The organism is Subtercola boreus (genome assembly GCF_006716115.1).
Taxonomy (GTDB): Bacteria; Actinomycetota; Actinomycetes; order Actinomycetales; family Microbacteriaceae; genus Subtercola; species Subtercola boreus.
On the sequence record NZ_VFOO01000001.1, the window covers coordinates 3,582,363 to 3,593,734 of the forward strand.

At 69.0% G+C, this 11,372-nt stretch carries 12 protein-coding genes; 7 read left to right on the forward strand and 5 right to left on the reverse strand.

All coding sequences use genetic code 11. The features are described 5' to 3' along the window. Window positions 1-184 precede the first annotated feature (184 nt). The 4 genes from pyrE (at window position 185) to FB464_RS16765 (ending at window position 5,339) form a co-directional block, all read left to right on the forward strand. Window positions 185-733, forward strand: coding sequence for an orotate phosphoribosyltransferase (pyrE, locus tag FB464_RS16750; RefSeq protein ID WP_116416017.1), 549 nt, complete (start codon window positions 185-187; stop codon window positions 731-733). A 38-nt stretch (window positions 734-771) separates the two neighbouring features. Then, entirely contained in the window at window positions 772-1,467 is a 696-nt protein-coding gene (locus FB464_RS16755; RefSeq protein ID WP_116416016.1) for a septum formation family protein, read from the forward strand. A gap of 53 nt (window positions 1,468-1,520) precedes the next feature. Then, window positions 1,521-3,473, forward strand: coding sequence for a DUF2207 domain-containing protein (locus FB464_RS16760; RefSeq protein WP_170151995.1), 1,953 nt, complete (start codon window positions 1,521-1,523; stop codon window positions 3,471-3,473). Window positions 3,474-3,572: 99 nt separating this feature from the next. Then, window positions 3,573-5,339: a hypothetical protein gene (locus FB464_RS16765; RefSeq protein ID WP_116416014.1), complete on the forward strand. Its 1,767-nt coding sequence runs from the start codon at window positions 3,573-3,575 to the stop codon at window positions 5,337-5,339. A 54-nt stretch (window positions 5,340-5,393) separates the two neighbouring features. On the opposite strand, the gene FB464_RS16770 is transcribed toward FB464_RS16765, so the two are convergent. The 3 genes from FB464_RS16770 to FB464_RS16780 form a co-directional block, all read right to left on the reverse strand. Further along, the gene (locus FB464_RS16770; RefSeq protein ID WP_116416013.1) at window positions 5,394-6,194 is read right to left on the reverse strand and encodes an HAD-IIA family hydrolase; all 801 of its coding nucleotides are present in this window, start codon (window positions 6,192-6,194) and stop codon (window positions 5,394-5,396) included. A 95-nt stretch (window positions 6,195-6,289) separates the two neighbouring features. After that, on the reverse strand, window positions 6,290-7,162 hold the full coding sequence (gene ypfJ / locus FB464_RS16775) for a KPN_02809 family neutral zinc metallopeptidase (RefSeq protein WP_116416012.1): 873 nt from the start codon (window positions 7,160-7,162) through the stop codon (window positions 6,290-6,292). Window positions 7,163-7,217: 55 nt separating this feature from the next. After that, window positions 7,218-7,529, reverse strand: a complete 312-nt coding sequence (locus FB464_RS16780; RefSeq protein WP_116416011.1) for a hypothetical protein — start codon at window positions 7,527-7,529, stop codon at window positions 7,218-7,220. Window positions 7,530-7,623: 94 nt separating this feature from the next. On the opposite strand from FB464_RS16780, the gene FB464_RS16785 reads away from it, so the two are divergent. Next, a complete protein-coding gene (locus FB464_RS16785; protein WP_116416010.1) occupies window positions 7,624-8,304 on the forward strand; it encodes a metal-dependent transcriptional regulator in 681 nt (226 codons plus the stop codon). 82 nt (window positions 8,305-8,386) lie between these two features. Then, the gene (locus tag FB464_RS16790) at window positions 8,387-8,740 is read left to right on the forward strand and encodes a hypothetical protein (RefSeq protein ID WP_116416009.1); all 354 of its coding nucleotides are present in this window, start codon (window positions 8,387-8,389) and stop codon (window positions 8,738-8,740) included. Between the two features lie 83 nt (window positions 8,741-8,823). Here FB464_RS16790 and FB464_RS16795 read toward each other — a convergent pair whose 3' ends face one another. Together FB464_RS16795 and FB464_RS16800 are read right to left on the reverse strand one after the other, a co-directional pair. Further along, the gene (locus tag FB464_RS16795; protein ID WP_116416008.1) at window positions 8,824-9,132 is read right to left on the reverse strand and encodes a DUF7882 family protein; all 309 of its coding nucleotides are present in this window, start codon (window positions 9,130-9,132) and stop codon (window positions 8,824-8,826) included. 93 nt (window positions 9,133-9,225) lie between these two features. Continuing rightward, a complete protein-coding gene (locus tag FB464_RS16800) occupies window positions 9,226-10,614 on the reverse strand; it encodes an Nramp family divalent metal transporter (RefSeq protein ID WP_116416007.1) in 1,389 nt (462 codons plus the stop codon). Between the two features lie 81 nt (window positions 10,615-10,695). Between FB464_RS16800 and FB464_RS16805 the strand changes: the two genes are divergently transcribed. Then, window positions 10,696-11,334, forward strand: a complete 639-nt coding sequence (locus FB464_RS16805; RefSeq protein ID WP_116416006.1) for a TrmH family RNA methyltransferase — start codon at window positions 10,696-10,698, stop codon at window positions 11,332-11,334. Window positions 11,335-11,372 lie beyond the last annotated feature (38 nt).

Below are 11,372 nucleotides of genomic sequence, written 5' to 3' on the forward strand. Positions count from 1 at the left end.
ACACTGAGCCTGCGTAGCGTCCAACGTGCGGCCCTGGTGTTCGGCGGTGCGATGGGGTGCGGTGTGGTGCGGCCCGCGGCGACCGCGCTCGCCGCGTTCCGCGGTTCCCGGCGCCGGGCCGTTGGTCCGCGCCCGCGCTGCCAGCCGTTCGCCGCAGGGGCGGCGGTGAACATAAACTAACACCGTGACCGACGCCCGCGACCAGCTCATCAAGTTCATCTCCGACGAAGCCGTGTTCCACGGCGACTTCACGCTGACCAGCGGGAAGAAGGCGACCTATTATGTCGACCTTCGGAAGGTCAGCCTCGATCACCGCGTCGCACCGCTGATCGGCCAGGTCATGCTCGACGTGATCGCGGGCATCCCCGACGTGTTCGCCGTGGGCGGCCTGACGATGGGCGCCGACCCGGTCGCTGCAGCCATCCTCCACCAGGGTGCAGCCCGCGGAGCCACGTACGACGCGTTCGTGGTGCGCAAGGAGGCGAAGGACCACGGCCGCGGCAAGCAGGTCGAGGGTCCTGACCTCGAAGGCAAGCGGGTGGTCGTCATCGAGGACACGTCGACCACCGGCGGTTCGCCCCTGAAGGCCATCGAGGCGCTCGAGAAGGTGGGCGCGATCGTCGTCGGCGTCGCCGTGGTCGTCGACCGCAACACCGAGGCGCGTGCGCGGATCGAGTCCGCCGGGTACCCCTACTTCTACGCCATCGGTCTCGACGACCTCGGCCTGAGCTGACCCGTCCGGGCTGACGGAGGCGTCGTGGGGCTGCCGGCATGAGTGAGGCACCGGATGCCCGGCGGCACGATCCCGTCACGCCGGCCGTGCCTGCCGCGCCTGCGGGTGCGGCACCGGATGCCCTCCGCCACCGTCACGCCCCGCGGGCCCCGCGCCGCCGCGCACCCTGGCGGCCCGTGGCTGCGGGTGCGCTGGCCCTGATCGTGCTGGCGGGCCTGTTCTTCGCCGGGACGCGTCTGCCGGGCATCCTGAACCCCGGTGCGGCGGCACCGACGGCCGCACCGAGCGTCACCCCGACGCCCACCCCCACACCCACGCCCGTGCCGACGTCGACGTCGGGCCCACAGCTCGCCGGAACCTTCGAGTGGTTCGACCTCCGCGGCGGCGAGTGCATCGCCCCCTACACGTCGGCCTGGCAGCAGCGCTTCACGGTCGTGGACTGCGCGGCCCCGCACGGCGCCCAGGTGGTCGGCACGGGAACGCTCGGCGTCGACCCCGCTCTCGCCTTCCCGGGGCAGGCCGCGATCGCCCTGGACCTCAATCTGCTCTGCCAGCAGGGCGGAACCTTCTCGGCTGCACTGTTGGGGGCGTATCCGGATGTCGTCTGGCAGGCGAGCTACCCGGTGAGCGAGACCCAGTGGCAGGCCGGGCAGCGCAGTTGGTACTGCTTCGCGAGCCGGTCGAGTTCGCTGCCACTGGTCGGCAGCTTTGCCCCGCCCGCGCTGACCGGGTAGGTTCGGATGGTGAGCATCGAACGCGACAGAAGCTCAGGATGCGAGGCTGCGGCGTGACCAGGCGACAGGCGTTCCGGCGGGGGCCCCTCCGGATGCTCGGGGGGCTCGTGCTCCGGGGGCTTGTGTTCGGGGCGCTCGTCGGTTCGCCCGCACTCCTGGGCGCGGCCGGTGGGGCGGTGGCGGCTGAAGTGAGGGCCGCACCGGCGGCACTGGCATCGACTGCCGTGGCGCCCGCGGCAGCGGCATCCGGCCCCCGCGGCGAGGTGCTCGCCGCGGATGGCGACCTCGACGACTTCACTTTCAACAGCTTCAACGGCGACTACACGCTCGGTCGTGATGGCGAAGGGCACTCCACCCTGACGACCGTCGAGACCTTCGATGCCCAGTTCCCCGATTTCGACCGCAACCGCGGGTTCATCAGGGCGATCCCGGAGAAGTACGACGGGCATCCCACCGACCTCACTCTCGTCTCCGTCACCGACGGCAGTGGCGCGTCGCGGCCCTACTCGATCGACTCGGAGGACGGGCTCCTTCTCGTCACCCTGGCCGGCGACGCCTTCGTGCGCGGCCAGCAGACCTACGTGCTCACCTTCACCCAGAAGTACGTGACCGACTTCTTCGCCGACACGAACGACGACGAGTTCTACTGGGACACGATCGGCACTGCGGCGAAGCAGCCCGTGCTGAGCGCCACGGCGTCGGTGCACGTGCCGGCGGATCTCGTGCCGAGTCTCACCGGCTCGACCGCCTGCTACTACGGGCCGGCGGGCTCGACGAACCGGTGCGAGCTGGCCACCGCGCCGGGCGCGAGCGGCACGGATTTCCAGGTCGCACCGCGCGCGCTCGCCGCGGGGGAGAACGTCTCGGTCGTGGTCGGGTTCGCACCGGGCACCTTCACCGCGAGAGACGGTTCGTTCTTCGCCTCGGGCGCCGCGATCGCCTCCCTTGTGCTGGCTGTCATCGCGCTGCTGATCGTCGCGCTCGCCATCGTCAACCGGGTGACCCGGCTCCGCGATGCCCCCGGGCGACCGACGATCATCGCCGAGTACACCCCGCCGCGGGGGGTCAACCTGCTGCTTGCGTCGATCATCGCCAAGAAGACCCCGCGTGGTGCCGCGGCGGTGTTCGTCGATCTCGCCGTGCGACGCAACATCCAGATCGTGGAACAACCGCCGACCGGCCGGGGGGCGTCGACCTACTGGCTGCGACTGCTGACCGCCCAGGGGCTGGATGCGGCTGAGCGGGAACTGGCCACGCTCCTGTTCGGCGACACGCTCGTCTCGGGCGCCTGGAAGCAGCTCGAGAAGCGTGACGTGGCCCTCGCGAAGGGCATCAGTGCTCTGCAGGCCTCCGTGCGCAAGAGCTCCGAGGCCGACGGTTACTACCGCACCGCGGGCACGCACGCGCTGAGCTTCCTCTGCCTCGGGGGTGTGCTCGTGGCCGCGGTCGGCATCTTCCTCACCGGCGGCGTCGCGGTGAACGGAGACTACGGCGGCGGCTGGCCGTATGTGCTGTTCGCCGTCGCTGTGCTGTCGGTCATCGTCGTGTTCGCGGTCAGTTTCCGGAGGCCCCTCACGGCGAAGGGTGCGGAGCTCCGCGATCACATCGAAGGCCTCGAGCTGTACATCCGTCTCGCAGAGCAGGACCGTTTCGCCATGCTCCAGAGCCCGGAGGGTGCGCTGAAGACCCAGGTCTCCGCGCCCGACCGGGGGCAGGTGGTGCGCATCTACGAGAAACTCCTGCCCTACGCGGTGCTGCTGAACCTCGAGAAGGAGTGGTCCCAGGTGCTCGGCACCTACTACGAGAGCCTCGGCTCCCAGCCGGACTGGTACGGCGGCAACGTCGGCATGTTCAATGCCGCGCTCTTCGCGTCGAGCATCGGTTCCCTGTCGAGTTCGGTGAGCACGTCCCTGGCGTCGAGTACCGCGAGCAGTTCGTCGGGTGGATCGGGCGGCGGCGGGTTCTCGGGCGGGGGCGGTGGGGGCGGCGGTACCTCGGGGGTGTGACCCGGTGCGGTCGATGTGAGATCCGCTCAGTTCGCTCTTGTGGATGCCCGGTGTGGACTCTAAGCTGAGGATGATTCAGCAGAGCTTACGGGGGGTTCCATGTCCATCAGGTCCAGGGTTTTCAGCAGGTCGGCACGTTTCGGCCGGCCGGCCATCGTCGCCATCAGCGTGCTCGCGATGTTCGGCGGGGTATTCAGCACAGCGGGAGCGGCGCAGGCGGCAGGCCCGAATGTCCCATTCCCCGACGCGGGCCTCAAGGCGTGCGTGCTCGAGGCGCTGGGCGCACCCGGCCCGGAGGTGGCGCTCGCCGACCTCCAGACTCTGACGAACCTGCAGTGCCGGGAGCGCGGGATCGCCTCGCTGGACGGTCTCGGCCGCGCCTCGGCGCTGTCGGTCCTCGACCTCGAGAGCAACGAGCTCACCGACCCCGGCCCCCTGGCGGGCCTCTCCGAACTGAAGTCGCTCGACGTCTCCTACAACAGGCTGCAGGGAGTCTCCGTTCTCCGCGGGCTCCCCGGCCTGGTCGTGGTCGACGCGTCCTACAACTCGATCGGCACCCTCGGCGACCTGTCGGCGCTCGCCCATCTCGACCGGATCTCGCTCGCGCACAACTCCCTCTCCTCAGCGGCATCGTTCGCCGGCGGCGCGGTGCTGCGAGAGGTCGATCTGTCGTACAACCTGCTCGCCGACGCCTCGTTCGCGTCGCGCCTGACCCAGGTGCGCCTGCTGAGCGTCGCGGGCAACCGGCTGACGAGCGCCGTCGCCTTCGGCGGGCTGTCAGCCGACGTCGACCTTCAGAACCAGGTCGTGACGCTTACGTCCGTCGCCGTCGACACCCTCCAGACCCTGCCGGTGGTGCGAGCGGTGAACCTCGATGCCATCCAGACGAAACTGGCCGGGGACTCCCAGGCGTACGGCTACCAGACATCCGGCGGCTTCACCTGGCGGTCGAACGGAACCGGGCAGCTGGCCTGGCTCGACACCCGCACCCTGCCGGCAGGCAACGCCGTCACTTTCAGTGGGCGGCTCGTGCAGCCCGTCTCCCGCGGCACCCTGACCACCGGCACGCCCACGATCACGGGCTCGGCGGTGCGGGGCCAGGTACTGAAGGCGGTACCGGGATCGTGGGGCCCTGCGCCCGTGGCGCTCAGCTACCAGTGGCGACGTGACGGAGTCGACGTCGCCGGGGCGACGGCCGCGACCTACACGGCCGTTCTCGGAGACATGGGCACAAAACTGAGTGTCGCCGTCACCGGTACGAAGTCGTCGTACAGCACGGTCACGACAGAGAGCGCTCCGACCGCGGCAGTCCTGCCGAAGAGCCTGACCGCTACGCCGAAGCCGACCGTCGGCGGCACGGCGGCAGTCGGGCAGACGCTCGGGGCGACGGCGGGAACGTGGACACCCGCACCCGTCACCCTCACCTACCAGTGGAGTCGCGGTGGTGCGCCCGTAGCCGGAGCGACGTCGCCCACCTATGCCCTGACGAATGCCGACGCGGGTTCGACCATGTCCGTCACGGTGGAGGGCTCGAAGAGCGGCTATACCTCCGTCGGAATGACGAGCGCGGCCACCGGGCAGGTGAAGGGGGGTCGCATCGAGGGCCCTGACCCGGTCATCCAGGGCACCCCGGGTGTCGGCAAGACGCTCAGCGTGGCGACCGGCAGCTGGACGCCCGCCCCGGTGACGTTCACCTACCAGTGGAGCCGCGGCGGCACGGCGATCGCCGGAGCGACCGGTGCGACGTATGTGCCGGTGACGACGGATGCCGGGAAGGTCCTCACCGTGCGGGTGACGGGCAGCAGGAGCGGCTACGCCGCGGTGGACAAGACCAGCGCGGGAGTGACGGTGGCGATACCGAAGTAGGCGAGGCGTCGTGCGAGGCGGGTGCACATGCGCCGCACGCAGAGTGCCGTGCCGCTACTCCTCGTCGGACTCGACGGGCTCGGGGGAGAGGAGCTCGTAGACGCCCTTCAGGATCTCGTCGGGCCGGAACGGGTACTTCGCGATCTCGGCCTGGTCGCTGATGCCGGTCAGCACGAGGATCGTGTGGAGGCCTGCCTCGATGCCGGCCACGACGTCGGTGTCCATCCGGTCGCCGATCATGCCCGTGTTCTCCGAGTGCGCACCGATCTTGTTCAGCGCCGACCGGAACATCATCGGGTTCGGCTTGCCCACGACGTACGGCTCCTTGCCGCAGGCCTTGGTGATGAGCGCCGCGACCGCGCCGGTGGCGGGCAGCGGTCCCTCGGCGCTCGGGCCAGTGGCGTCGGGGTTCGTCACGATGAAGCGCGCACCGGCCTGGATCAGGCGGATGGCCCGGGTGATCGCCTCGAACGAGTAGTTGCGCGTCTCGCCGACGACCACGTAGTCGGGGTTCGTGTCGGTGAGGATGAAGCCCGCTTCGTGCAGCGCCGTCGTGATTCCGGCCTCGCCGATCACGAAGGCCGACCCGCCCGGCTGCTGTGACTTCAGGAAGGCCGCGGTCGCCAGAGCCGACGTCCAGATCGCCTCCTCGGGCACGGTCAGGCCGGAAGCGAGCAGTCGTGCACTCAGGTCTCGCGGAGTGAACATCGAGTTGTTCGTCAGCACCAGGTACGGCTTGCCCTCGTCGCGCCACTGCTGCAGCAGTTCGGCGGCGCCCGGGAGCGCCTGGTTCTCATGGACGAGCACGCCGTCCATGTCGGTCAGCCAGCATTCGATTTCATCACGGCGTGTCATGGTCGGCGCTCCTTCTGGTGCTCGCCTCTACAGTACTGCGAGTCGCCCCGGAGTCCGCTGGATGGCCGCCCTGCGCCAGCAGTGCGGGGCCGCCCTCACAACTCGCTCGCTCCGAACGTGTCGCAGTTGCCCGCCCCGCCGCTGAACCCGTTCGTGAACCAGCGCTGCCGCTGCTCGCTCGAGCCGTGCGTGAAGCTCTCCGGGTTCACGGTGCCGGAGGACTGCTGCTGGATGCGGTCGTCCCCGATCGCAGCGGCGGCGTTCAGGGCATCCGCGATCTGCGCCTCGCTGACCGGTTGCAGGAACGCCGTGCCGGTCGCATCGGTCGTCGACGATGCGGCTGCCGTCCAGGCCCCGGCGTAGCAGTCGGCCTGTAGCTCGGTGCGCACCGAGTCCGACGATGCCCCGGTGCCGCTCTGGTCGATGTCGGCGAACGTTCCCTCGAGCTGCTGGATATGGTGCCCCCACTCGTGCGCGACGACGTACATCTCGCTGAGAGTGCCGCCGGTGGCTCCGAACTGGGAGCGCAGCTCGTCGAAGAACGACGTGTCGACGTAGATCTTCTGGTCGGCGGGGCAGTAGAACGGGCCTGTCGCGCTCGACGCCTGACCGCAGCCGGTGCCGACGCCTCCCTCGAACAGCACGAACTGCGCCGGGGACTCGTAGCTGACGCCGAGCGCGGGAGCCTCGGTCTTCCAGTAGGCGTCGAGGGAGTTGGATGCGCCCACCATCAGGCAGTCGACGCGCGCATTCGCGTCGGCGCCGGTCTGGCAGTCGAGCGCTTCCTCGCTCGAGGAGCCCTGTGTGTCGGTGCCGCCGGCCAGTCCGGTCAGGTCGACTCCGAGCACCTGCGAGAGCAGGAAGAGGCCGATCACGACGACCGCTCCTCCGCCGCCGAGGGCGATCCCGGTCTTCCCGCGCTTGGAGACCCGGCTGGTGTCGAGCCGCGAGTTGTCGTTGAACGTCATGCCTCGACGCTAGTTCAGTCGGGCATCCGGATGCACGCCCTTGCGTACCGCGGACTCACAGTACTTTCGGGCGACCGACTTCGATGGTCACGACGGCGAAGACCGTCTTCGGCGATACCAGCAACAGTTCGACGCCGCGGCTGTGGAGCAGGGGAATGAGCTCCGTCTCGCGCCGTTCCACGATGCGCTCGGCCTGCGACCGGAAGATCTCTGCCATCTCTGCGGTGGCAAAGTATCGGTTTCCGTTGTGGTGCACGGTGCGGGTGTAGTCGCGGCTCGGGTGAGCGCTGTTCTGAGGCTTGGTGCTGGAGGGGAGAGGGAAGGAAGGGTGGCCGTCGTTGGCGTGGTCTGACTCTGTCTGTGACACAGGAATAAGTTTAGTTTTGCTAACTATCTGCCCGGGGGGACTTGATTTCCCGGTCGAGATATGGGTCCCCGGGGTCGCTCGGTAGAATCGGGGCATGGCCCTACCCCCGCTCACCAACGCCGCCCAGGACTATCTGAAGGTCATCTGGGCCGCCTCCGAGTGGGAGCCCGAGCCGGTGACGGTGAAGCAGCTCGCCGAGCGCACGGGTGTGAGTGCGGCAACCGTCTCCGATGGCATCCGTAAGCTCGCGGGCCTCGGAATGGTGGCACACGAGCCCTATGGCAGCATCGAGCTCACCGAGGCCGGGCGCTCCGTCGCCATCGGCATGGTGCGCCGGCACCGCCTCGTCGAGACCTTCCTGGTCGAGATGCTCGGCTACTCCTGGGACGAGGTGCACGACGAGGCGGAGGTGCTCGAGCACGCCGTCTCCGACACCCTCATCGACAGGATCGACCGTACGCTCGGCTTTCCCGACCGCGACCCGCACGGCGACCCGATCCCCACAGCGGACGGCCACCCCCGCCGTCCCGACGCGGTTCGGTTGAGCGACGCCGAGCCCGGGCATTCACTCATCGTCTCGCGCATCTCCGACGCCGACCCGGCGCTGCTCCGCTATGTCGCGGAGAAAGGCGTGCTTCTGGATGTCGCACTCACCGTCGACGAACATCGCACGTTCGCGGGTGATGTCGCGGTGCGGCTCGGCGTGGAGGGCGCCACGGTGGAACTCGGGCAGCGGGCATCCGACGCGGTCTGGGTCACGCGGGTGGGCGACTGATGCGCGCGAGTGCAGTGCCCTCGCGCGACGTTTGCAGAGCGATTTGGTCCAAGATCGCCGCTGGAAGTGGTTCACTGGAACGATGAGGGAACTCCACTACGGCTCCGGCGTCGTGACGGTGAGCTTCGATGTCTGCTCGGCGGTCTTCGACTACACGGTCGCGCTCGCGAACGCCGGCCGCACCGACCGGATCACGGTGCCGGTTCTCGCCGACGGCCAGCGGGGTTTTTCGAACCTCCTGCTCGGGCCGACGACGCAGTTGTACTGCACGGCGATCCCGGGAGTCGACGACGAAACCGTGGACGAGGTCAACATCGAGGACTTCGCGCTCGTCGAGTCGCTCAAGCAGAAGATCGCCGGGTTGCACGCCGAGCCGCCGATCCGGTCTTCGAACCGTTACCTGGAACCGCTCGAGCACGACACCGAACTCGACTGACAGGGCGCCGGACAGCGCTGACACGGCGTCAGAGCTGACCCGGCTTCAGGGTCGACCCGTCGCGGGCCGGCGCTCGGCCAGTGTCAGCGCACGGCCGCGATCTCGGGCAGCAGTTCCAGCCCGCCCGCGCTGTTCGCCCTGTTCATCAGCCGTTCGATCCACTCCCGGTTCAGGGGGATGCGCTTCGAGCCGTAATAGGTGAATTCGATGTGCATCTGGGGGTGCAACCAGAGGGTGGTGTGCCCGCTGCCGGACTCGTTCGACTTCTCCCAGCTGAACGAGAAGCTCTCACCGCGCCGGAGTTTCGCCAGGATGACGGCCTGGAGGTGCGCCAGGTCGCGGTCCTCGATGGTGATCGGCCTGGCGGCCGGCCCATAGATCAGTGTGCCCAATGCGATTCCCTAACCCGTGAAGTGTGGCGCCCACGTTTTCGGGTGTGCTCCGTGGAGTCGGGGCGAAGATACGTGACCGAGGCCCAGAATACCTCAGCCTGCGCCGGTGATGGTCAGAACGATGAGCGCAACGTTGAGTATCACGATCAGCGACGCGACGACCCAGCAGAGGATGCGGAGCGGGATCCGGTCGGCGAACGGCCCCATGAGCATCCGGTCGCCGGTGAGACGGAAGAGCGGCACCAGGGCGAACGGGATGCCGAGGCTGAGGAAGACCTGCGACAACACGAGCGCCCAGGTCGGGTTGACCCCGATGCCGAGGATGATCAGGGCCGGGATCATCGTGATGACCCGCCGCAGCAGCAGCGGGATGCGGATGTGCAGCAGGCCCGACATGATCGTCGCGCCGGCGTAGGAGCCGACCGAGGTCGAGGCGAGGCCCGAGGCGAGCAGTCCGATCGCGAAGATCACCCCGATCACGGGTCCGAGGGCTGCCGTGATGGCGGCGTGTGCGCCCTCGATGGTGTCGGTGCCCTCGACCCCGCCGAGATTGGCGGCCGCGATCAGCAGCATCGAGATGTTGACGGCTCCCGCCAGCAGGAGGGCGACGACCACGTCCCACCGGGTGGCGAGCAGCAGGCGCCGGATGCCCGCGGTGTGCCCGGGCGTCGGCACGAACTCCGTGCGGAGGAGCCCGTCGCGGCCGAGGCGCCCCGAGGCCGCGCGGGGCGCGCCACGGACAGGCTCGACGATCGCCGGCCGTGCCGTGTCGTGCGCGGCGAGCGACGCCCCGTGCCGGTCGCGCGCGAGGGAGGAGTGCAGGTAGATCGCGTGCGGCATGACCGTGGCTCCGAGCATCCCGGCCGCCAGCAGCACGGTCTCTCCTCCGTCGAACTGCGGCACGAGACCGCCCGCAAGGCCGCCGAGCGAGACGGGGCTCACGACGAGACCGGCGAGGAAACCGACCGCGATGACGGCGAGCAGCGTCACGATGACCGTCTCGAACGACCTTTGGCCGCGCCGGGACTGCACGCTCAGGATGATCATGGAGATCACTCCCACGATCACTCCGCCGAGCAGCAGGGGCAGGCCGAAGAGCAGGTGCAGGGCGATCGCCCCGCCGATCACCTCGGCCAGGTCGGTCGCGGCCGCGACGAGCTCCGCCTGCACCCAGAAGGCGCGCCGGCTGCGGGTGCGCATCCGTTCGCCGAGCAGTTCGGGCAGGCTCCGGCCGGTGACGATGCCGAGCTTCGCGGACTGGTACTGGATGAGCATGGCCATGCCGTTCGCCACGACGAGCACCCACACCAGCAGGTAGCCGTAGCGCGCGCCGGCCGTGAGGTTGGCGGCGACGTTGCCGGGGTCGACGTAGGCGATCGCTGCGACGAACGCCGGGCCGAGCAGGAACACGAGCCGGGGCGCTCGGCTTCGGGAGGCGGATGCCGGGGCGGACAGACCGCTGCGCGCCTTCGTCGAAGTCATTCCGCCATGTTAGCGCAGTTCTTCCTAATTGTTAGGTGCGTCTAACATTTCTTCCGTGCAGCGGCGCGGTAGCGTTGTCGGGTGTCAGACGCAGCCAGCAACCCCTCGGTCGAACTCACGACGAACGGTGTGGGTCCGTGGCGGGGCGAATGGCCCACCGAGAGCCACTACGACCCCGAGCTGCTCGAACGCGGAGACTCCCGCAACGTGATCGATCGCTACCGCTACTGGTCGATGGCCGCAATCGTCGTCGATCTCGACGAGCACCGGCACCCCTTCCACGTCGCCATCGAGAACTGGCAGCACGACATGAACATCGGCTCGATCGTGCGGAGCGCCAACGCCTTCGGGGCCGACACGGTGCATGTGATCGGCCGCAAGCGCTGGAATCGGCGCGGTGCAATGGTCACCGACCGCTACCAGCACATCCTGCACCACGAGACGGTGGCCGACTTCACCGCGTGGGCGGCGACGGATGCCCTGCCGATCGTCGCGATCGACAATGTTCCCGGCAGCGTCATCATCGAGACGTTCGCCTTCCCCGAGCGCTGTGTGCTGCTCTTCGGGCAGGAGGGGCCGGGGCTCTCCGCCGAGGCCGTCGCATCCGCGGCATCCATCGTCGAGATCAGCCAGTTCGGCTCGACCCGCTCGATGAACGCCTCGGCGGCGGCCGCCGTCGCCATGCACGCGTGGGTTCTGCAGCACGTCAGCTTCGGTTGAGCATCCACGCCGTTCCGCAGGCGTAGCCGCTGTCGCCG

Coding starts and splice junctions, on each gene's coding strand:
- FB464_RS16790 (WP_116416009.1), top strand. CDS start 8,387: ATGAGGGAACTCCACTACGGCTCCGGCGTCGTGACGGTGAGCTTCGAT.
- FB464_RS16765 (WP_116416014.1), top strand. CDS start 3,573: ATGTCCATCAGGTCCAGGGTTTTCAGCAGGTCGGCACGTTTCGGCCGG.
- ypfJ (WP_116416012.1), bottom strand. CDS start 7,162: ATGACGTTCAACGACAACTCGCGGCTCGACACCAGCCGGGTCTCCAAG.
- FB464_RS16755 (WP_116416016.1), top strand. CDS start 772: ATGAGTGAGGCACCGGATGCCCGGCGGCACGATCCCGTCACGCCGGCC.
- FB464_RS16800 (WP_116416007.1), bottom strand. CDS start 10,614: ATGACTTCGACGAAGGCGCGCAGCGGTCTGTCCGCCCCGGCATCCGCC.
- FB464_RS16785 (WP_116416010.1), top strand. CDS start 7,624: ATGGCCCTACCCCCGCTCACCAACGCCGCCCAGGACTATCTGAAGGTC.
- FB464_RS16770 (WP_116416013.1), bottom strand. CDS start 6,194: ATGACACGCCGTGATGAAATCGAATGCTGGCTGACCGACATGGACGGC.